Here is a 21,449-nt window from a genome sequence, read left to right as displayed (position 1 = left end):
CCGGCACCGACCTGGTCCACGGTCGCCGTGACCGGACGGTCCGCCGGGCGTCCGGGCTGACCGGGCGCGGGGAAACGCACCCGTATCACCCGCGCGGGAAAACGCACCCGTGTCACCGTCACGCCAGAGGACTCCGCGGCAGCGAGGCGAGGAGATCGGCCGGGTTCTCGTACACGGCGTCGGCGCCGGCCTCCTCCAGATCCGTACGGGGAATACCGCCGCACAGCAGTGCCACGCACCGCACCCCCGCACCGCTGCCCGCCTGCATGTCCCACACCGTGTCGCCGACGAACACGGCACGCTCCGCCGGCACACCGGCCATCTCCAGCGCCCGCTCGACGGGCTCGGGCGCCGGTTTGCCCCGGGAGACGTCGTCGGCGCTGGCCGCCCCCATGATGGCGTCGTCCGCGTCGATCGCGCGCCTCAGCGCTGACAACTCGTCGCCGCCGGCCGAGGTGGCCAGGACCACCTTCCAGCCGTCGTCGGCCAGCCGCCGCAGCAGACGTCCCGCGTCCGGGAGCGCTGCCAGCCGCTCGAAGTACTGGGCGTAGAGCACCTTGTGCGCGGTGCTGAGGTCCTCCGCCTCCTTGGGGGTCAGGGACGTCGTATCGCCGAGCAGATGGGTGACGAGATCTTTGGCGCCGAGTCCCACCGCACGGTGTATCGCATGTGTAGACACTGGGTGACCGGCCTGGCGGAACGCCTCCCACCAGGTCACCACGTGCAGATGGTTGGTGTCGACGAGGGTTCCGTCCACGTCGAACACGGCTGCTCGGTCCGTGCCGGAACCCGTCCGGCCGTCACTCGCGGACATCAGGCGACTCCCTTGTGCGACAGCGGCCGGAGCGGCCTTCGCGATCACCGGCCGCCCCGTCGAGTACCCGTTTCCCGCGGTCGCAGCCCGAGGGCCGGCCGGACGCCACCGGCGCGCGCTGCCGGTCGGGGGACCGCCATGTGGGTGAACTGCGCAGTCCCTGTCCCGGCCCTGAAACCCGGGGACAAGGCCTGGCGAGTCATTCTTCTTGGACCGTTGAACCAACGGCAAAAGTGGCAGACGTGGATCTCTCTGCACAAACTGAATCCGCCGGTTCTTGATCAGGAACATCCACGTTCTCCAGGAGATCGCATGGTGGAACAATCCTCCGAGGTCGTTTCGGAGCCGGATGAATCTGCCGTCGCATTGAGCGACACCGGCCGCAGGAGGGCGGAGACCGAGCGAAGACTCGCGCGGGCACTGGCCGACCTCCTGGGCGCCGAGAGCGTTCCGCTCGACGGCCACTTCTTCACCGACCTCGGCGCCAACTCCCTGGTCATGGCCCAGTTCTGCGCACGAATACGCAAAACGGCGGATCTGCCCTCCCCGTCCATGAAGGACATCTACCAGCACCCCACGATCCACAGTCTGGCGGCGGCGCTCGGCGAGACCACACCCGCTCCCGCCGGCCCGGCGGACGCCCCGCCCTCGGCGGCGCCCCTGCCGCCGCCGGCTCCGGGCCCGCGCGGCAACCGGCGCACCCACCTGCTCTGCGGAACCTTCCAACTGCTGGTCTTCCTGGGCTACTCGCTGGTCTCCGGATTCGTCACCGCCGCGGGTTACTCGTGGATCGCCACCGGTTCCGGCCTGGCCGACATCTATCTGCGGGCGGTGCTGTTCGGCGACATCGCGTTCGTGGCGCTGTGCGCCTTCCCGATCGTCGCGAAATGGCTGCTCGTCGGCCGCTGGCGGCCCGGCGAGTTCCCCGTCTGGGGCCTGGCCTACCTGCGCTTCTGGCTCGTCAAGGTGCTGCTCCACGCGAATCCGATGGTCTTCCTCGCCGGCACCCCGCTGTACGTGCTGTACCTGCGGGCCCTCGGCGCACGGATCGGCAAGGGGGTCACGATCCTCTCCCGCTCCGTCCCGGTCTGCACCGACCTGGTGACGATCGGCGCGGGCACGGTGATCCGCAAGGAGTCGTTCTTCCTCGGCTACCGGGCCCGCGCGGGACACATCCAGACCGGCCGGATCACCCTCGGCCGCGATGTCTTCATCGGCGAGAAGACCGTCCTGGACATCGACACCTCCATGGGCGACGGTGCCCAACTCGGCCACGCGTCCGCCCTGTACCACGGCCAGGCGGTCCCGGATGGCGAGCACTGGCACGGATCCCCGGCCGAACCCACCCGGGTCGACTACGCCAGGGTCGCTCCGGCCCCCTGCGGCACCCTGCGCCGGGCCTGGTTCGGCTTCGGCACGATGGTGCAGCTGTTCCTCGTGTACATCCCGCTGCTCGTCGGCGGTATGTACATGCTGTTCACCCAGGTACCGGCGCTCGGCAAGCGACTCGATCCGCAGACGACCGCGGTCAGCCGCTCGGAACTGCTTCCCGACGCCCTCGTGCTCTCCCTTGTGCTGTTCTTCGGGTTCGTCGTCCTGGGGCTGCTGGTGCTGTGCACCGTGCCGCGTCTGGCGGGTCTGGTCGTAAAGCCCGACCAGGTTTATCCGCTCTACGGATTCCACTACGTGCTGCAACGGGCCACGGCTGGTATGACGAACATCAAGTTCTTCGCCTGGCTCTTCGGCGACAGCTCGTACATCGTGCACTATCTCCGCGGTATCGGATACGACCTGTCGCAGGTCGAGCAGACCGGCTCGAACTTCGGCACCGAAGTGCAGCACGAGTCGCCTCTGCTGGTCACCGTCGGCAGCGGAACGATGGTCGCCGACGGCCTCTCCCTCCTCAACGCGGACTTCTCCAGTACGTCCTTCCGGTTGTCCAGGGTGGCGATCGGGCCGCACAACTTCCTGGGCAACAACATCGCCTATCCGTCCGGCGGCAGGACGGGCGAGAACTGTCTGCTGGCGACGAAGGTGATGGTTCCTCTCGACGGCGAGGTCCGGGAAGGCGTGGGCCTCCTCGGCTCACCGTGCTTCGAGATCCCCCGCACGGTGGACCGCGACACCCGGTTCGACCATCTCAGAACCGGCGACACACTCCGCCGCCGGCTCGCCGCGAAGAACCGCTACAACCTCCGTTCCATGGCGGCCATGTTGTTCGTGCGCTGGCTGCACACCTTCGCGCTCACCCTGTTCGGACTCGCCTCCGTGGACCTGTACGGCGCGGTCGGACATGTGGTGATCGGCGGATATCTGGCTTTCACACTCGCCTTCTCCACCGCGTACTTCGTCCTGGTGGAGCGCTGCACCGCATCGTTCCGAGCGCTGCGCCCCCGGTTGTGCTCCATCTACGACCCGTACTTCTGGTGGCACGAGCGGCTGTGGAAGGTTCCCGACCACTACCTGAACATCTTCAACGGAACCCCGTTCAAGAGCCTGGTCTGGCGGCTGCTGGGCGTGCGCATCGGCAGCAGAGTGTTCGACGACGGCGTCTATCTGACCGAGCGGACCCTCACCACCATCGGCGACGAGTGCACCCTCAACGCCGGCAGCAAGATCCAGTGCCACTCGCAGGAGGACGGCACCTTCAAGTCCGACCGCACCACGCTCGGCGCCCGCTGCACGCTCGGCGTCGGCGCCCATGTGCACTACGGCGTGACCATGGGCGACGGCTCGGTGCTGGCGCCCGACTCCTTCCTCATGAAGGGCGAGGAAGTCCCCCCGAACGCCCAGTGGGGCGGCAATCCCGCGGTGGACATGCCCGGGAGCGGCAGCCGGCCCATCGGCATCGGCCCGACAACGTCAGCAGCCAACGCCACCACGGCGACCGTGAGTTGAGGAAGGCCATTCGATGGGAACGCGCGTGGAATCGGACCGGGAGTTCTGGAGCCGGGTACTGACCGCCGGCGGTGCCACCGCCGTGCCACGGTGGGCTCCGGAACCGGTTCCGGGTTCGGCCGAGCACGAGACACCCGTGCCGGACGACGTGACGGAGGCGATGCGGGAACTGGCCCGGCAACGGGGCCTGCCGGTCGCCGCGCTGATGCTGGCCGCGCACCTCAAGGTGCTGGCCGCGCTCTCCGGCGAGACGGAGGTGGTCACCGGGTACACCACCGCCGCGGGCGGCGAGCCGCTGCCGTGCCGGGCGGCCATCCCCTCCGGGCCCTGGCGGGCCCTGCTCACGGCCGCTCAGGACGCCGAGGCGGAGGTGCTGGCGCACCGCGACTTCCCGGTGGCGAAGCTGCGGCGGGAACTCGGGCTGACGGAGCCGCCGTACGAGGTCCTGTTCGGGCCGATGGAAGCAGACGAAACCCACGCCGACGACGGTGTCCTGCACGTGCGCTGGTCCGACCGGGGCGGACCGCTGACGCTGCGCCTGCGGTACCGCACGGACGTACTCGACGCCCGGGCCGCGGCCCGTATCGGCGGCTATCACCTCGCGGCGCTGCTGCTCATGACCGCGGAGCCGGACGCCGACCACACCCGGCAGAGCCTGCTGTCGGCCGAGGAGGAACGCGAGCAGCTGGCAGGCCTGGCAGGCCCCGCCCGGCCGCTGCCGGACGCGCGGGCACACGAACTGTTCGAGCAGCGCGCACGAACACATCCGCAGGCCGTGGCCGCCGTACACGGCGAGCGGGAGTGGACGTACGGCGAACTCGACCGGCGCGCCAACCGGATGGCGCGAGCGCTGCTGGCAAGGGGCCTCGGCCGGGAGGACGTGGTCGGCGTCGTCACCGAGCGCAACCTCGACTGGCTGGCGAGCGTGCTGGCTGTGTTCAAGGCGGGCGGTGCGTACCTGCCGATCGAACCGCACTTCCCGGCCGGCCGGATCGCGGCGACGCTGTCCCGGGCGGGATGCCGGCTGGTCCTGACGGAATCCGGCAGCACCCACACCCTCGACGAGGCGCTGGCCACCCTGCAGGACGTCGAGAAGCTCCTGGTGGAGACGGCGTACGCCGAACCGCACGCCGACGACTGCCCCGGCGTCCGGGTCGACCCCGGCCAACTCGCCTACATCTACTTCACGTCCGGCTCCACCGGAGAGCCGAAGGGCGCGATGTGCGAGCACGCGGGCATGCTCAACCACCTCCACGCCAAGATCGACGACCTGGCGATCGGCGAGGGGTCGGTGGTGGCGCAGACCGCCCCGCAGTGCTTCGACATCTCCCTGTGGCAGCTCATGGCCCCGCTGCTGGTGGGCGGCCGGACCCTGCTGGTCGAGCAGGACGTGATCACGGACGTGGAGCGGTTCGTCGGCACACTGGAACGCGGCCGGGTCGCCGTGGCGCAGCTCGTGCCGTCCTATCTGGAGGTCGTGGTCTCGTATCTGGAGCAGCACCCGCGCACGCTCCCGGACCTGCGGTGTGTGTCGGTGACCGGCGAGGCGCTGAAACGGGAGTTGGTCCAGCGCTGGTTCGCGGTCCAGCCCGGCATCGAACTGCTCAACGCCTACGGGCTGACCGAGACGTCGGACGACACCAACCACGAGGTCCTGCGGGAGGTACCCGACCGGGTGCTGCTCGGGCGGCCCGTCAACAACGTACGCGTCCATGTCGTGGACGAGCACATGTCGTTGGTGCCACTGGGCGCCCCCGGGCTGATCGCGTTCTCCGGTGTCTGCGTGGGCCGTGGGTACGTCAACGATCCCGAACGCACCCGGGAGGCGTACCGGACGGACCCGTACCGGCCCGGTGAACGGCTCTACCTGGGCGGGGACTGGGGCCGCTGGCACCCCGGCGGCAAGCTGGAGTTCCTCGGCCGCCGGGACAACCAGGTCAAGATCCGCGGCTTCCGGATCGAGATCGGCGAGATCGAGAACTCCCTGCTGCGGGTGGACGGGGTACGGGACGGCGCGGTGGTCGTCGCCGAACGGTACGGCGGCGGCAAACAGTTGATCGCCTTCTACTCCGGCGAGGAACAGCAGCCGGAGACCCTGCGCAAGGCGCTCGGCGCGGCCCTGCCCGCCTACATGGTGCCGTCGGCCTTCCACTGGCGGGAGAGCCTTCCGCTGACCGCCAACGGCAAGATCGACCGAAAGGCCCTGACCGCACTGGCCGAGGAGTCGGCACCGGGCAGGGAGACCGTGGACGAAGCCGTCCCGCTCAGCCCGACCGAACGGCGGCTGGCCGCGGCCTGGGCCGATCTGCTGGGGATGCCCGAGCGGCGGATCGGCCGCACGGACCACTTCTTCGACGCCGGCGGCACCTCCCTCACCGCGGTCAAACTCAGCCTCGCCCTCGACCGCGCGGTGTCCCTGAAGGACATCACCCGGCACCCGGTCCTGGCCGACCTGGCCGCCCTCCTCGACGGCACGGCCCGGCAGCGCCCGGAACTGCTGCTGCCCCTGTCGGGCGGGAGCCGTGCCCTGGACTGCGCCCTGGTCTGCTTCCCCTACGCGGGCGGCAACGCCGTCAACTACCAGCCGATGGCGAGCGCCCTGGCCGGCAGCGGTCTGCCGGTCCTCGCCGTGGACCTGCCGGGCCACAACCTGGCCGCACCCCCCGAGCCGTTCGCGTCGATCGAGCAGGTGGCCGAGCAGACCGTCGCCGAGATCACGGCCCGCGGCCTGACCCGGGTCGTACTGTGGGGCCACTCCTCGGGTACCGCGCCGGCCGTCGAGACGGCCAGAAGGCTCCAGCAGCGGGGCGTGCACGTGGCCCGCGTCTTCCTCGGCGCGCAACTGCTCGGCACCGCCACCGAACGGCTCACCGCCATCGTCGAACTGACCGGCAGGAGCGATGCCCAGATCGTCGAGCGGCTGACCGCGGACGGCGGCTACGCGGAACTCGTGGAACTCGACGCGCCGCACGCCGAACACATCGCCGCCGCCTACCGGCACGACTGCGTCGCCGCGCACCGCTACTTCCACCAGGCCCTGGAAGCCCCGCCGCCGGTGAAACTGTCCGCGCCGGTGTCGGTGGTCGTCGCCGCCGACGACCCGAACACCGCCGGCCACGCCCAGCGCCACCGGGACTGGCTGCTCCTGGCCGACCACGTCGATCTCCACGAACTCTCCGACGGCGGCCACCACTTCCTGCGCACCCGTCCGGCCGAGACGGCGCAGGCCGTCCTGAACACCGTCCTCCCCCTCGCCTCCTCCTGACCCGTCACACCCCAGACGGTCGACCGAAAGGAACCCGAGATGCCGTCCTCATCCCTGGCATCACCACTCGACCTGGAGCTGCGGCCGGACAAACCGGCACTGCTGTGCGTCGATCCCCCCGACGACACCCCGAGGTGGACGGCCGAGCACCGCGAGGCCCTGCGCCAGCACGTCACCGAGCACGGGGCGCTGGTCGTCCGCGGCCTCGGTCTGCGCGATGCCGGCCAGGTCGGTGCCGTCGTCACCCGGCTGGCCGGTGACCTCATGACGGAGCGGGAGGCCTTCGCCCCCCGCGAGGCCCACGGCCGTGGGCTCTACTCCTCCACCCCCTGGCCGGACAACCAGCCCATGTGCATGCACCACGAGCTGAGTTACCAGCTGCAGGTGCCCGGCCTGATGCTGTTCGCCTGTCTCACCGCGCCCGAACAGGGCGGGGCGACGGCGGTGGCCGACGCCGAAGAGGTCCTGCGGGCGCTGCCCACCGGGCTCACCGAACGGTTCGAGCGGGAGGGCTGGATCCTGACCCGCACCTACAACGACGAGATCGGGGCGAGCCTCGCGGAGTCGTTCGGCACCGCCGACCGCGCCGAGATCGAGGACTACTGCCGGGCCAACGCCATCAGTTGCACCTGGCAGCCCGACGGGACACTGCGCACCGAGCAGCGCCGCGCCGCCGTCGTCCGGCACCCGCTCACCGGCCGGCGCTGCTGGTTCAACCAGATCGCCTTCCTCAACGAGTGGACGCTGGACCCGGAGGTGCGGGAGTACCTGGTCGACGTCTACGGCCCGGACGGGCTGCCGTTCAACACCCGCCACGGCGACGGCACCCCGATCGGCGAGGACGTCGTCCGGCTCATCAACAGCACCTACGAGGCGCATACCCGGCGCGAACCCTGGCAGGCCGGTGACCTGCTGCTCGTGGACAACATCCGCACCGCGCACAGCCGAGAGGCGTTCACCGGAGAGCGCCAGGTGCTGGTCGGCCTGGGCGAGCCCCTGCGACCGGCCGACGACTGCCCGGCGCTGGAGGCGAGCGAGCGATGACCGACACCCTGTCGACCGCCGGCCGGTCCGCCGTGCCCGAGGGGCCCGCCGTACCGACCTTCGCGGTGATCACCGGTGAGCAGGTGCAGCAGGCGCTGAGCGGGCGCGAGAAACAGCTCGTGGAGCTGGTCGAGACCGTCTACCGGCTGCACGACGCAGGAGACTCGGTCAACCCGCCGTCGTACTTCCTGCGCTTCGCCGACCGCCCCACCTCGCGGATCATCGCGCTGCCGGCCTCCCTCGGCGGGCCGGTCCACGTGGACGGCCTGAAGTGGATCTCCAGCTTCCCGGAGAACGTGGGAGCGGGGCTGCCGAGGGCGTCCGCGGTGCTCATCCTCAACGACCACGACACGGGCTACCCGTTCGCCTGCCTGGAGAGCTCGATCATCAGCGCCACCAGGACGGCGGCCTCCGCGGCGCTGGCCGCCGACTGGCTCAGCCGCGGCCGGACCCGCCCCACCCGGGTCGGGTTCTTCGGCACGGGACTGATCGCCCGTTACATCCACACCTTCCTGGCCGGCACGGGCTGGGACTTCGACGAGATCGGCGTGCACGACGTGTCCGCCGACAGCGCCGGCGGCTTCTGCGGCTACCTGCGGGAAGCAGGCAGCACCGCGCGGATCACCGTCCACGACACCGCCGAGGACCTGGTCCGCGCCAGCGACCTGGTGGTCTTCGCCACCATCGCCGGCCGGCCCCATGTGACCGACCAGGCCCTGTTCACCCACAACCCGCTGGTCCTGCATGTCTCCCTGCGCGACCTCGCCCCGGAGATCCTGCTCGGCTCGGCCAACTTCGTCGACGACGTCGAACACTGCCTCAAGGCCGACACGTCACCCCACCTGGCCGAACAGCTCAGCGGCAACCGTGACTTCCTGAACGGAACCCTCGGTGACGTCATGGCCGGACGGGCCGCGCCGCCGACCGACCGCCCGGTGATCTTCTCGCCGTTCGGACTCGGCGTTCTCGACCTCGCCGTCGGCAAGCACGTCTACGACGAGGTGAGCCGGGCGGGGGACCTGCGTCTCATCGATGACTTCTTCCACGAACTACGTCGGTACGGCTGAGGCCGAGGTCCTCGGCCCGGCATCAGGAGGCCCGCCGTGCCCGTCATATCCGCTCCCCACGCCTTCAACGAGGGCGACCTCTTCGTCGATCTCGCGTCGATCTGCGGATACCCGCTCTACCTGAAGTGCGAGGCCTTCAACTTCGCCGGATCCATCAAGTTGAAGGCCGCGAACGAGATGGTGGAGAGCGCCGAGCGGGACGGAGTCCTGACAGCGGATTCCGTCCTCGTCGAGTCCTCCTCCGGAAACCTCGGAGTCGCGCTCAGCATGATCGCCGCAAGCAAGGGCTACCGGTTTCTGTGTGTGACGGACTCCCGGTGCAACCTGTCGACCAGACTCCTCATGGAAGCGCTCGGCAGCGAGGTGCACATCGTGGCCGACCAGGACTCCAACGGCGGTTTCCTGGGCAAGCGGATCGACTACGTCCGCTCGCTGTGCGACTCCGACGAGCGATACGTCTGGCTGAGCCAGTACACCAACGCCGGCAACTGGCTGGCCCACTACCGCACGACGGGCCCGGAGATCGCCCGCCGGTTCCCGAAGCTGGACGTGCTGTTCGTCGGGGCGGGTACCACCGGAACCCTGATGGGCTGTGCACGCTACTTCCGCGAGTGGCCGCGGCCGGTGCGGATCGTCGCCGTGGACAGCATGGGCTCGGTGGCGTTCGGCGGTGAGCCGGGCCGCCGGATGATCCCGGGCCTCGGCATGAGCATGCGCCCGCCGCTGCTCGACGAGTCCCTCGTCGACGAGGTGATCCGGGTCGAGGAGCCGGACACCATCCGTATGTGTCACCGCATGGCCAGACACGGCTTTCTGTTCGGCGGCTCCACCGGCACGGTGGTCAGCGGCGCGACGGACTGGCTGTCCCGGCACGACACCGGTGACCTCACCGCGGTGGCCATCGCCCCGGACCTCGGCGAGCGCTACCTCGACACCATCTACCAGACCAACTGGCTGCAGGACCTGTACGGCGACCAGGTACTCGACACCGGGGACGCCCCGCAGCCGAAGACCGTACCCCGGGAACCCAAATCCGCCTCCCGCGCACCGGCCCGCCGGCGCATCCGCTGAGAGGACGAACGCCCGGCGCCGTCCTCGCCGACTCGTTCGGCGTCATTGGCCGGCGCGGTCCCGAGCGGGGGCAGAGGTGGTCTCCGCCGCCAGGCGTCAACTGCAACCCCCGGGTAAATTTGTCCGTCGAGGACATCTCCTGCCGGGGAACGGAGGGTCATGATGGTGATCGGTCGTCGACAGTTCTCGGTGCTGGGCGCTGGAGTGGCAGCCGCCGCGCTCTCCGGAGCCCCGGTAGCCCGGGAGGCCGCGCGTAGCCCCAGGCCGAAAGCGCGCAATGTCGTACTCGTCCACGGTGCCTACGCGGACGGTTCTTCCTGGGCGAAGGTGATCCCGCTCCTGCAGGCGGCGGGATTGAACGTCATCGCGGTGCAGAACCCGCTGACGTCTCTCGCCGACGATGTCGCTGCCACCAACTTCGCGCTGGCTCGGCAGAGCGGCCCCACGGTCCTGGTCGCACATTCCTATGGCGGCACCGTCATCTCCCAGACCGGGCTCGACGCGGACGTCACCGCACTCGTCTACGTCGCCGCCCGCGCCCCGGAAGCCGGCGAGGACTTCGCCGCGCTCTCCAAGAAGTTCCCCGCTCCACCGGTCAACTCGGGGCTCATCACCAAGAGCGGTTTCAGGTATCTGAGCGAGTCGGCGTTCCTCCAGGACTTCGCGAACGGCGTGCCGCGGAAGGAGGCGCTCACGCTCTACGCGGTCCAAGGACCGCTCTCGACCGCCCCGCCCACCACGACTGTCGCGGCGTGGCACAAGAAGCCGTCCTGGTACGTCGTTTCGAAGAACGACCGCACCATCAACCCCGAGCTCGAGCGCTTCATGGCCAAGCGGATGAAGGCCACGACCACCGAGGTCGACTCGGGTCACCTGTCCATCGTGACGCACCCGGAAGCCATCAGCAGGGTCATTCTGCAAGCGGCAAACAGCTGAGACTCCTCAGGCAGGGGCCGGTCAACCCGGCCCCTGCCTGAATTCTGCCGATAAATATAGACAATCTATATAGGTCGGTGATATAAATGCTCGTGTAGATCGTTATGGCTCTGGCCAGGGCCCGAAGGTGTCACCGAGGCGCCGGAGGGAGTGATGGCTGTGATGTACGCCTGTATCGGAGGGTCTTCCGAGTGGCAGACTGAAGGGCGTGCTGCGGCGGACGGACTCGTCCGGCCGCTGAGGCACCTGCCGCAGGCCGCCGGTGAAGCCCGCAGGATCACCGCGGACACCCTGACCCGATGGAGGGTCCCGGAAGAGGTGATGGAGTCGGCCCGGCTGACGGTGTCCGAGCTGGTCACCAACGCCGTGGAACACGCCCGGCCGCCCCTCACCATGGAGCTGAGCCGTGACGCGGCACGCCGGCGGATGCACGTACAGGTCGCCGACGGCGGTCCCGCGGCCATGGAAGGCGACTGGGCGGCCACCGGCACCGGTGAGGAGCACGGCCGCGGACAGATGGTCATCGACGGTGTCACCGCCGCTCACGGCGTCCATCAGGAGGCAGGGCGCACCATCCACTGGGCAGACCTGGACCTGACCGGGTGAGCGGCCGGACAGGTGCTCTCCTTTCGCGGCGATCGAGCGCCCCGCGATCCACAGGAAACCGACACAGAGACGGAATGCGCAGGACTCATGGACCGAACGCCGGCTGTCGGGAGCCCCGAGCTCATTGTCGACGCGCTGCGAGAGGCGACGACCCTGATGGTGCGGCACGTGGTCGATCGGGACCTCAACCTCACCACCGCTTCGACTCTCGCCAGGCTCGGGCGGGGTGAGCCGGTCCGGCTGACGGCACTGGCCGCGGCGGAAGGCATTGCCCAACCGTCGATGACCCAGCTGGTCAAACGGCTCGAGCAGCAGGGTCTGGCGCGGCGCGTGAGCCATCCCGAGGACGGGCGGGTCGCCCTGGTCACCATCACTGATGCCGGGCGGGAGCTGCTGGCGGAGCGACAGCGCGCGCAACATGACCGCCTGGCCGAACTGGTGGCAACCCTCTCCGCAGAGGACGCAGAAGCACTGGCCCTGGCCATGGAGGCGGCCCTGCCCGTCATCCGGAGCTTGATCCACAACGCCGCCACGAAGCGGCCCCGCCCCGCCGGTGGGCCGGCTTCGCCCTGACCAGCCGCTGGCAGGGCGTGGCCGGAGTCTCGTGGCCTGAGCGCAGCACGAACAGCGGCTCAAGGAGGCGTACAGCCATGACCGACGACCCGGTTGCGATCGCTCAGACCCACCCGGACCATCTTCCGGACTACCCGATGGCCCGAGCGGCCCAATGCCCCTTCGCCCCGCCGCCGGCGCTGCTCGCCCTCCAGGACGGCACGCCGATCACCCGGGTGCGGCTGGGGGACGGAAGTACCCCTTGGCTGGTCACCGGGTACGACCGGATACGCACGCTACTGGCCGACCCCCGGATCAGCTCGGACGTCACCCGCCCGCACTTCCCCTTCCAGACTCCCGCGCAGAGCGAACGCGAGCGGAGGGCTCCGACCTTCATCAACATGGACGACCCGGAGCACGCCCGTCGGCGCCGGATGGTCACCGCGTCGTTCGCCATCAAGCGCGTCGAGGCGTTGCGCCCGGTCGTCCAGAACATCGTGGACGGTCTCATCGACACGATGCTGGCGGGCGAGAGGCCGGTCGACCTGGTCGAGGCGTTCGCCCTGCCCGTGCCGTCGTTGGTGATCTGTGAACTGCTCGGCGTGCCCTATGCCGACCACGGCTTCTTCCAGGCCCGCAGCAGGCTGCTGGTCAAGCGGGACGTGCCGCCGCAGGACGCGCTCGCGGCCGACCGGGAACTGATCGACTACCTGGACCGGCTCATCACCGAAAAGCTCGCCGCCCCCGGAGACGATCTGCTGTCGAAGCTGGCCGTCGAGCAGGTCGCCACCGGTGCGATCTCCCAACGCGAGCTCGCCGCCACGGGCCGCCTGCTCCTGACGGCCGGACACGAGACGACCGCGAACATGATCGCGCTCGGCACGCTGGCCCTGTTGGAGCACCCTGACCAGCTGGCCGAGCTGCGCGAGGCCGACGGCCCCGGGCTGGTCGCCGGGGCGGTCGAGGAGCTCCTGCGCTACCTGACCATCGTGCACACCGGGCGGCGTCGGACAGCGCTGGCGGACATCGAGATCGACGGCCAGGTCATTCACGCCGGCGAGCCGGTACTCCTGGCCAACGACGCCGGCGACTGGGACGCTGCCGCCTTCGCCGAGCCGGACCGGCTGGACATCCACCGTGACGCCGGCCACCACGTGGCCTTCGGTTTCGGGGTCCACCAGTGCCTGGGCCAGCCGCTGGCCCGCGTCGAACTCCAGGCCGTCTACGGCACCCTCTACCGGCGCATCCCCACCCTGCGCCTGGCCGTGGACCGGGAACGGATCCCGTTCAAGCACGACGGCTTCGTCTACGGCGTCTACCAGTTGCCGGTCACCTGGGGAACGTCCCAGGCGGCCCGGTCACCGGACCGTGAGGCCGCCAGGAGTGTGTCGTTCGGCCGCGAACGGAACAAACAACAGGCTGCCGCAGCCGTTGATCCCGACAAGGAGACTGTCATGCGGGTAACCGTCGATCAGGACAAGTGCGTCGCGTCGGGACAGTGCGTGCTGGCCACCGCCGAGGTGTTCGACCAGCGCGACGAAGACGGCGTCGTCGTCCTGCTGAACGCCGGCCCACCCGCCGAACTGGCCGACGCCGTCCGCAAGGCGGCCGCGGTCTGTCCGGCCCGGGCGATCTGGGTGGACGGGGCATGAGTGCGCCGGGCCACGTCGTCGTCGTGGGGGCATCGGCGGCGGGTCTGACCGCTGCCGAGACCCTGCGCCGGCGCGGCTACGGAGGACGGCTCACGCTGATGGGCGACGAGCCCCACCCACCGTACGACCGGCCCCCGCTGTCCAAACAGGTCCTCGCGGGCGCCTGGGAAGCGGACCGCGTCACCCTGCGCACACCCGACGAACTGGCCCTACTGGACGCCGAGTTGCGGTTCGGGCAGGCAGCGGCCGGGCTGGACCTCTCCGGTCGGCAGGTGATCCTGGACGGGGGCGAGCGACTCGCCTTCGACGGCCTGATCGTCGCCACCGGGGTCACGCCCCGCCGACTGCCCGGCGCGGACCTGGCCGGGGTGCACGTACTGCGCACCGTGGACGATGCCCTCGCCCTGCGGCAGGCGCTGCTCGCCGGCCCACGGGTCGTCGTCGTGGGCGCCGGCTTCCTGGGGGCCGAGGTGGCGGCGACCGCCCGCACCCAGGGCCTGGACGTGACGCTGGCCGAGCCGCGGCCGGTGCCGGTGTATCGCCCCTTCGGCGAGGGCATCGGAGCCCTGGTCGCCCGCCTGCACCTCGACCACGGCACCCGGGTGCGCTGCGGGACACCGGTGTGCCGGCTGCTCGGCGCGAGCGGGCGGGTCGTCGGGGTGGAACTGGCGGACGGTACGGTTCTGCCGGCCGACGTGGTCGTCCTCGCCGTCGGTTCCACCCCCGCGACCGGCTGGCTGAAGGGGTCGGGACTGCCCTTGGACGGCGGCGTCGAGTGCGATGAGCTGTGCCGTGCCGCGCCGGGCGTCTACGCCGCGGGCGATGTCGCCTCCTGGCACAACCCGCACTTCGGCACCCGGATGCGGGTGGAGCACCGGATGAACGCCACCGAACAGGCCATGGCCGTGGCCGGCAACCTGCTCGGCGACCACCTGCCGTTCGCGCCGGTTCCCTACTTCTGGAGCGACCAGTACGACACAAGGATCCAGGCCTACGGCATCTTTCCCGCCGGCGCCGAGGTCCGCGTCCTGCACGGCGACCCGGCCGACCGCCACTTCGTCGCCGCGTACGGCCGGGGAGCGACCGTGGTCGGACTGGTCGGGTGGGACGCCCCGCGCGAGACGCGCATGCTCCGCCGGCTCGTGGCCGAACGAGCTGCCTGGCCGATCACGAGGCCCGACACGGCACGGAGCAAGGCGCGAACGACGCGGCACAAGGCCCGAATGAACTGATCGGTGGTCGCACAGGGGCCGGCCGGAGCAGCTCAGAGCGGCGTGTGAGGGCTCACCGCGTCGTCTGAAGGCCGACCGTATCGACCTCTACGAGCTGCACCGGCACGCTCGCCGGTCATGCTGCCCATCCTGGGCACGACCTCAGTCGCCCACCTCGAAGAGGCAATCGGCGTCGGCGATTCAGGGCAACCACCGGCCGCCTCGATTCCTGCTAGCGGTAGGTCAGAACCACCGCTGGCTGCAAAGACACGTACCCGCAGAAGCGAAAGGCTGGGGGCAGTTCGGTTCCTCCCGCAGACGGGGCGAAGAAGTACCCGTCACGGCTGTGGGCTCGGAGTTCCGTACTGCTGTGGCCGCATCCGTCACGGCGCCCGCCGCCCTGGGCACGGTCTTCGGACGAGGGCGACGGGTTTGCCGGCCGGTAGGCGACCCGCAGCAATGACTCCCCATTTCTGGAAGGACTCTCATGAACGCAAAGGCGTCCAAGATCGCACGCATCGCTTCCATTCCCGTCGCTGTGGCCGCACTGACCTTCGCAGGGGTCGGCGTCGCTAGTGCCGCGCCGTCACACGCACACAGCAGCACCGTCTCCGCGAGCTATAACTACGGCGGTCACGGTCACGGCGGCTACGGCTACGGCTATAACTACGGCGGTCACGGTCACGGCGGCTACGGCAACTACGGTGGTCACGGCGGCTACGGCGGCGGTCACGGCGGCGGCCACGGCGGCGGTCACGGCGGCGGCCACGGCGGCGGCCACGGTCGTTGAGCAAGACCGCGGATGGGTGAAGGTCCCGTCCACACAGCCTCGGGGCTGGTCGGTGAACCCGGCCGGCCCCGCGGCGCTGCCCGGATACGGCGCCGAGGCACCGTTGCCGGGTGCTCACCCGCCGAGCCTCGCCGAGAATGTGAAACATGACGTCAGATACCCCCACCGCTGGGGACGGCCCCAGCGACGACGAGCGGGTCAGAGCCGGTATGCGGATCGTCCTCGCTGACGATGACGTTCTGCTGCGCGAAGGACTGGCCAGCCTGCTGCAGCGTTCGGGCTGTGTGGTGGTGGGGCAGGCCGCCGACGCGGCGCAGTTGCTCGACGTGGTCCGGCAGACGACCCCGGACCTGGTGGTGGTGGACATCCGGATGCCGCCGGAACAGAGCACCGAGGGGCTGGAGGCGGCAGGCACCATCCGGCAGGAGTTCCCCGCCATGGGCATCCTCGTCCTGTCGGCACATGCCGAAGTGGACCACGCGATGGAGCTGCTGGCCGGTGGCCGCAGCGTGGGCTATCTGCTCAAGAGTCGCGTGCGGGACGTGCAGGACTTCCTTGAGGCGCTGCAACGGATCGCCAGGGGCGGTTCGGTGGTGGATCCGGCACTGGTGCAGGAGCTGGTGTCCGCCCGTCGCAGGGCGGACCCCCTGGACGTGCTCAGCGCGCGGGAGCGCGAGGTGCTGGAGTTGATGGCCGAGGGCCGGTCGAACGCCGGTATCGGGCGCCGGCTGTGGGTCACCGAAGGCACGGTGGAGAAGCACGTGCGCAGCATCCTGGCCAAGCTGGACCTGCCGGAGACCGACGACGACCATCGCCGTGTCCGGGCAGTGATCACATTCCTGGAATCCCGCTGACCGGGCCGTCCTGGTGGCCGTCGCCCTTGGCGAGCAACGCGCGGACGGCATCGCCTGACAGGGCCGTCTTGCCCACGAACCCCACCGCGGGGCTCTCCTCGACCAGGTCGGCGTAGTCCTCTTCGGCGTGGGTGGAAATCAAGATCACGGGGAGGGGTGCGGGACCGGCCTCGCACTGAAGCCGGTCGGCCAGGTCGAAGCCACACTCGACGCCCAGGTCGATATCCACCAGGGCCACGTCCGGCCTGAGCTGCTCAGCGAGCCGCAGTGCCTCCGCGCTGTCGCGTGCCACGCCCACGATGGCGAGGCCCTGGTGCTCCAGCAGGCAGCGGGCGGCGCTCAGGAAGTGGGAGTTGTCGTCGACAATCAGACAGCGCAGCATAGGTCCAGAGTCCCAGGCCGGTGCCCGGCGGGCATTCCTGCTAGCGGTATTCGTACGCCGTTGCGCACTGCGTCATGGCAGAGTTCCGCGGCACACCGGCCACCTGACCGGACGTGGCCGGCCGCGCCCGCTCGCCGTCAGCTCTCTCACCGCCGCCGGCACGTGCACCCGGTACCCGCGCGCACGTGCACCGTCCCGCGCGCACTGCTGTCAACTGCAGTGGGGTCCTTACCGCTGACCGGTAGGGCCGTTGGGCGCTGGCCTGGAAGACGCGTGCGGGCGCCGGACGCGAACATGGGGACAAATAGGGACAACTAGCACGGGCGGCCCTCCTTTCCAGGGCGTCGTCGAAACGCTGGAAGAGGTGAGGGCCATGACGTACGACCGCCGCGCGTGTACGACGGACTGTCCATGGACTCTGGCGCACCGCCCGGAAGCCGCTGGGCAGGCCCGTACGCTCGCCCAGGAGCTGCTGAGCGGGTGGGGCGTCGCCGGTGAGGTCGCGGACTCGGTCCTGCTGACCGTCTCGGAGCTGGTTGGCAATGCCGTGCAGCACGCCCAGCCGCCGCTGCGCCTGGGACTGGGGTGTGACCTTGCCGCTGGGCTCGTGTACGTCGAGGTGTCGGACGGAGGTCCCGCTCCCGACGAGGGCGCAGCCGGTCTCGCCGATGACGAACACGGCCGCGGCCTGATGATCATCGACCAGGTCTCGGCGGCCCACGGCGATCGCCAGGAAGCGGGCCACGCCGTCCATTGGGCGGACATCGCCTACGCGGAGTGATGCGTTGTGCTTCCTCGGCGCGGGGTGCCACCACAGACCCTTGCCCCCGCGGCGACCAGCTGGATCTGCTGAACGCCGGGTGGGTCTCGCGAGACCGGCTGTCCCGGCCTCCGTCCGCGCCCGCTTCCCCGTCGGCCATTACCAATTCGCGCGATATGTAACACTTTAAAATAGTTATCCGTTCAGGGTCGGTCAGGGAAGCGATGCGATGGCACGGCGATGGGTCAGCTCGTCGGCTCTACGTTGGGCGAGCCGGTTTGTCTGCAGCATGATCATGGTGGCCGCGTTGACCGCCTTCATGGCCCTGGTCAATCCGCACCCACGGACGCTGCACCTGTCGACGCTCTATCTGCTTGCGGTGCTTGCCGTCGCGGTGCTGTGGGGGGCGAGGCTCGCGCTGGTCACGTCTTTGGTGTGCGCCGTGGTCTACGGATACCTGTTCGTACCGCCGTACCACTCGCTGACGATCGGCGACTACGACAACCTGGTGGCTCTGGCTGTCTTCCTCTTCACGACGGTGGTCGTAGGGTGGCTGGCGGCCCGGTTGCGGCAAGCCGCGCTGATGGCGGAACGCCTGATGGAGGAGCAGGCCGCGTTGCGCCGGGTCGCGACCCTGGTCGCCCAGTCGGCTCCGCCCGTCGCGGTCTTCGAGTGCGTCACCCGGGAGGTCGGCCTGCTCAGCGGTGCCGATGTGGCCCGGATGGAGCGATACGAGGCGGACGGAACCGTCACCGGGGTCGCCACCTGGAGCCGGAGCGGGCAGTCGGAACCTCTCCGCGTCGGTACCCGATTCGACCTCAACGGGCTCAGCGCCGCGCGCAACGTCCGGCACGACGGCCACCCGGTCCGGATCGAGAGCTTCGATGGCGCCATGGGGGCGATCGCGCAGGAGTCCCGCGCCGTGGGCATCCACTCCACGGTCGGCTGCCCGGTCACCGTGGGCGGGCGTCTGTGGGGGGTGATCGCGGCCTCGACGCGGCACGACAACCCCTTCCCCCCGGACACGGAGACGCAGATCGCCCGTTTCACCGAGCTGGTCGCCACCGCGGTGGAGAACGCCGAGGCCCGTGCCGAGCTGTCCGCCTCACGCGCCCGTATAGTCAACGCCGCCGACGAGACGCGCCGGCGCATCGAGCGCGACCTCCACGACGGCGTACAGCAACGGCTGGTGTCGCTGGTGCTGCTCGTGAGTTCGACGCAGGAGATGGTGCCGCAGGAGCTGAAACAGCTCCGGGGGCGGCTGGAGGAAGTGGCTGCCGGCTTGGCGGACGCGTCGGACGAAGTGCGCGAGATGGCCCGGGGAATCCATCCTTCGATCCTCGCCACGGGCGGACTGGTGCCCGCGCTCAAGGCGCTCGCCCGCCGCTGCCCCGTCCCGGTCGAACTCGTCGTGCATGACGTGGGGAAGCTCCCCAAGCAGGTCCAGGCGAGTGCCTACTACGTCGTCTCGGAGGCGCTGACCAATGTGGTCAAGCATGCGCACGCCGCTGCCGTCACCGTCACGGTCCAGAGTGGTGACGAGGCGCTGACCCTGACCGTCCACGACGACGGTGTCGGCGGTGCCGACTCCAGCCGTGGTACGGGCCTCGTCGGCCTCAGGGACCGTGTGGAGGCGCTCGACGGCCGGATCCGGGTGGACAGTCCGCCCGCGGTGGGTACCACCCTGTGTGTCCAGTTGCCGCTCTCGATCGGGGACCCTGCCTACGCCGAGCTGTCACGAGGGCGGCAGTGAACCCGCGCGGGCGGGCGGACCGGCGTGGCCGTCCCAGTACTCGGGCGTCGTGAAGCGAGCCCATACCGGGTGCCGAGGCGAGCGCACCACTACCAGCCGACCAGTGCGGCGGCCCGTTCCGCGACGGCCAGCACGGTGGCATGGGTGTTTGCGCCGGGAAATGGCCGGCATCACGGACGCGTCGGCTACGCGCAGTCCGGCAATGCCGTGCACGCGCAACTGGGGGTCGACGACCGCTGCCGGGTCGGTACCCATCCGGCAGGTGCCGACCGCGTGGTTGTACGGTTCGGTGACGCGGCGCAGGTAGTCGCGCAACTCTCTCTCGCCGTGCACCGCGGGCCCAGGGAGCGCCTCCTTGTCGCGCCAGTGGTCGAACGCGGGTGCGCAACCGAGCCCGCGGGCCATTTCCAGCGCGGTCAGCATCGTGACCATGTCACGGTCGTCGCCGAAGAAGTCGGGGTCGATCAGCGGTGGCGTCGCCCGGTCGGCGTCGACCAGCCGGACCGAACCCCGGCTGTGCGGGTGCATCGCCGAGAACACGATCGTGTACCCGTTCGCCGGTCCCTGCATCGACGGCGGGTGGAACGGCACGTCGATCAGGAACACATGCAGGTCGGGAGCGGAAAGGTCCGCGGCGGACCGCACGACCGCGACGACCTCGCCGTGGTGTTCTGAGCGGGGGGAACGGTCTGCGCCGCCGAGTAGGTGACGCCGCCGAGGGGGTGGTCGTACAGGTTCGCACCTACGCCTGGCAGGTCGGCCACCACCTTGACGGCCACGGCGCGCAACTGGTCTGCCGGCCCGATACCGGACAGCAGGAGCAGGTGGGCGGAGCCGACGGTCCCGGCGCTCAGGATCGTCTCACTGCGCGCGTACGCCTTCTCCACCTGTGCGCCGACGGAGTACTCCACTCCGGTACAGCGGCCATGAGCCACGACCAGTCGACGAACCAGGGCGTCGGTTCGCACGGTGAGGTTCGCACGGCCGAGGACAGGACGCAGGTAGCCGTCCGCGGCGCACTGCCGGACGCCGTCGACGATGTTGAGGTCCCACCAGCCGACACCCTCCTGGTCGGCGCCGTTGAGATCGTCGCTTCGGTGGTATCCGGCACCTTCGGTGGCGTGGAAGAAGGCGTGCGACAGCGGATGGATGTTCCTTGCCGGTGCGACGTTCACGGGGCCGTCGGTGCCCCGGTACGCGGGGTCACGACCCCGCGTCGTCTCGCTGCGTCTGAAGAACGGAAGGAGGTCCTCGTAGCCCCAGCCGGGGGCGGTTTCCGCCCACCCGTCGTAGTCGGCGCGGTGGCCCCGGACGAAGGACATCGCGTTGATGCTGCTGGAGCCGCCCAGGACCCTGCCGCGTGGGAAGAGGCGGGTCACCCCGTCGGCGGCCGACTGCGGCACGGTGCTGTATCCCCAGTCGACCTCGCTGCCGATCAGCGCCGGCCACGCCGACGGGACCGACATGATCTCCGGCCCGTCGGCCGCCCCGGCCTCCAGCAGCAGCACCCGCTTCCGTGGATCTTCCGAGAGCCGCGCGGCAATGACACACCCGGCGCTGCCCGCGCCCACCACGACGTAGTCGAACTGGTCCATGTTTCTCCTCCGAAGACGGCATCCGAAGCGGGTGCGGGGAGCGGAAACTCCCTGAACGGGCGGGTGGCGCCGGCTCGGGCGCGCACCCGCGGTCCGTGCAGGACCCACCGTCCTCCGGCGGAGCGCCGAGCGGCACCCGTCGAAGTCCCTGGTTTCTCCCTGGGGTGGGCCAAGGATCAACCAGGGGGCGGCAAGGGCT

Annotated in this window: 18 protein-coding genes and 2 pseudogenes; 16 read left to right on the top strand and 4 right to left on the bottom strand. The window is 70.1% G+C overall.

The features are described 5' to 3' along the window. Nucleotides 1–118: 118 nt before the first annotated feature. Nucleotides 119–814 carry an HAD family hydrolase gene (locus ABZ396_RS23450; protein ID WP_358916789.1) on the bottom strand — a complete coding sequence of 232 codons (696 nt, stop codon included), beginning with the start codon at nt 812–814 and terminating at the stop codon, nt 119–121. A gap of 312 nt (nt 815–1,126) precedes the next feature. Here ABZ396_RS23450 and ABZ396_RS23445 point away from each other — a divergent pair, with 312 nt between their 5' ends. The 14 genes and pseudogenes from ABZ396_RS23445 (at nt 1,127) to ABZ396_RS23380 (ending at nt 16,760) form a co-directional block, all read left to right on the top strand. Further along, complete coding sequence (locus ABZ396_RS23445; protein WP_358916787.1) at nt 1,127–3,712, top strand: Pls/PosA family non-ribosomal peptide synthetase; 2,586 nt, start codon at nt 1,127–1,129, stop codon at nt 3,710–3,712. 13 nt (nt 3,713–3,725) lie between these two features. After that, nucleotides 3,726–6,977, top strand: a complete 3,252-nt coding sequence (locus ABZ396_RS23440; RefSeq protein WP_358916786.1) for an amino acid adenylation domain-containing protein — start codon at nt 3,726–3,728, stop codon at nt 6,975–6,977. 39 nt (nt 6,978–7,016) lie between these two features. After that, complete coding sequence (locus tag ABZ396_RS23435) at nt 7,017–8,021, top strand: TauD/TfdA family dioxygenase (protein ID WP_358916784.1); 1,005 nt, start codon at nt 7,017–7,019, stop codon at nt 8,019–8,021. Continuing rightward, a complete protein-coding gene (gene sbnB, locus ABZ396_RS23430; RefSeq protein ID WP_358916782.1) occupies nt 8,018–9,088 on the top strand; it encodes a 2,3-diaminopropionate biosynthesis protein SbnB in 1,071 nt (356 codons plus the stop codon). Before ABZ396_RS23435 ends, sbnB begins: the two co-directional genes overlap by 4 nt. 36 nt (nt 9,089–9,124) lie before the next feature. After that, nucleotides 9,125–10,159 carry a 2,3-diaminopropionate biosynthesis protein SbnA gene (sbnA, locus tag ABZ396_RS23425; protein WP_358916780.1) on the top strand — a complete coding sequence of 345 codons (1,035 nt, stop codon included), beginning with the start codon at nt 9,125–9,127 and terminating at the stop codon, nt 10,157–10,159. A gap of 162 nt (nt 10,160–10,321) precedes the next feature. Then, on the top strand, nt 10,322–11,095 hold the full coding sequence (locus ABZ396_RS23420) for an alpha/beta hydrolase (protein ID WP_358916779.1): 774 nt from the start codon (nt 10,322–10,324) through the stop codon (nt 11,093–11,095). Between the two features lie 153 nt (nt 11,096–11,248). Continuing rightward, complete coding sequence (locus ABZ396_RS23415; protein ID WP_358916777.1) at nt 11,249–11,701, top strand: ATP-binding protein; 453 nt, start codon at nt 11,249–11,251, stop codon at nt 11,699–11,701. Between the two features lie 87 nt (nt 11,702–11,788). Continuing rightward, nucleotides 11,789–12,274, top strand: a complete 486-nt coding sequence (locus tag ABZ396_RS23410) for a MarR family transcriptional regulator (protein WP_358916775.1) — start codon at nt 11,789–11,791, stop codon at nt 12,272–12,274. 77 nt (nt 12,275–12,351) lie between these two features. Further along, nucleotides 12,352–13,590: pseudogene (locus ABZ396_RS23405) on the top strand (cytochrome P450); the annotation flags it as partial. 117 nt (nt 13,591–13,707) lie between these two features. Further along, complete coding sequence (locus ABZ396_RS23400) at nt 13,708–13,905, top strand: ferredoxin (protein WP_358916985.1); 198 nt, start codon at nt 13,708–13,710, stop codon at nt 13,903–13,905. After that, on the top strand, nt 13,902–15,137 hold the full coding sequence (locus ABZ396_RS23395) for an FAD-dependent oxidoreductase (protein ID WP_358916774.1): 1,236 nt from the start codon (nt 13,902–13,904) through the stop codon (nt 15,135–15,137). The genes ABZ396_RS23400 and ABZ396_RS23395 overlap by 4 nt, the downstream gene beginning before the upstream one ends. Nucleotides 15,138–15,153: 16 nt before the next feature. Continuing rightward, nucleotides 15,154–15,240 (top strand): annotated as a pseudogene (locus tag ABZ396_RS23390) (oxidoreductase); the annotation flags it as partial. Between the two features lie 363 nt (nt 15,241–15,603). Then, complete coding sequence (locus ABZ396_RS23385) at nt 15,604–15,906, top strand: hypothetical protein (protein ID WP_358916772.1); 303 nt, start codon at nt 15,604–15,606, stop codon at nt 15,904–15,906. A gap of 209 nt (nt 15,907–16,115) precedes the next feature. Then, the gene (locus tag ABZ396_RS23380; protein ID WP_358916983.1) at nt 16,116–16,760 is read left to right on the top strand and encodes a response regulator transcription factor; all 645 of its coding nucleotides are present in this window, start codon (nt 16,116–16,118) and stop codon (nt 16,758–16,760) included. On the opposite strand, the gene ABZ396_RS23375 is transcribed toward ABZ396_RS23380, so the two are convergent. Beyond that, nucleotides 16,738–17,142 (bottom strand): response regulator transcription factor, encoded by a 405-nt coding sequence (locus ABZ396_RS23375; RefSeq protein WP_358916770.1) that lies wholly within the window; start codon nt 17,140–17,142, stop codon nt 16,738–16,740. The genes ABZ396_RS23380 and ABZ396_RS23375 overlap by 23 nt on opposite strands. A gap of 373 nt (nt 17,143–17,515) precedes the next feature. On the opposite strand from ABZ396_RS23375, the gene ABZ396_RS23370 reads away from it, so the two are divergent. Together ABZ396_RS23370 and ABZ396_RS23365 are read left to right on the top strand one after the other, a co-directional pair. Beyond that, complete coding sequence (locus tag ABZ396_RS23370; RefSeq protein WP_358916768.1) at nt 17,516–17,923, top strand: ATP-binding protein; 408 nt, start codon at nt 17,516–17,518, stop codon at nt 17,921–17,923. A gap of 208 nt (nt 17,924–18,131) precedes the next feature. Continuing rightward, the gene (locus ABZ396_RS23365) at nt 18,132–19,655 is read left to right on the top strand and encodes a DUF4118 domain-containing protein (protein WP_358916766.1); all 1,524 of its coding nucleotides are present in this window, start codon (nt 18,132–18,134) and stop codon (nt 19,653–19,655) included. Here the strand turns inward: ABZ396_RS23365 and ABZ396_RS23360 are convergent. Both ABZ396_RS23360 and ABZ396_RS23355 read right to left on the bottom strand, forming a co-directional pair. Further along, a complete protein-coding gene (locus ABZ396_RS23360; protein WP_358916765.1) occupies nt 19,638–20,261 on the bottom strand; it encodes a GMC family oxidoreductase in 624 nt (207 codons plus the stop codon). The two genes, ABZ396_RS23365 and ABZ396_RS23360, sit on opposite strands and share 18 nt — an antisense overlap. Then, nucleotides 20,252–21,250, bottom strand: coding sequence for a GMC family oxidoreductase N-terminal domain-containing protein (locus tag ABZ396_RS23355; protein WP_358916764.1), 999 nt, complete (start codon nt 21,248–21,250; stop codon nt 20,252–20,254). The genes ABZ396_RS23360 and ABZ396_RS23355 overlap by 10 nt, the downstream gene beginning before the upstream one ends. Nucleotides 21,251–21,449: the final 199 nt, after the last annotated feature.

It is taken from the genome of Streptomyces sp. NPDC005866, from assembly GCF_040629895.1.
GTDB lineage: Bacteria > Actinomycetota > Actinomycetes > Streptomycetales > Streptomycetaceae > Streptomyces.
This window is presented reverse-complemented; position numbering and strand designations above follow the sequence as displayed.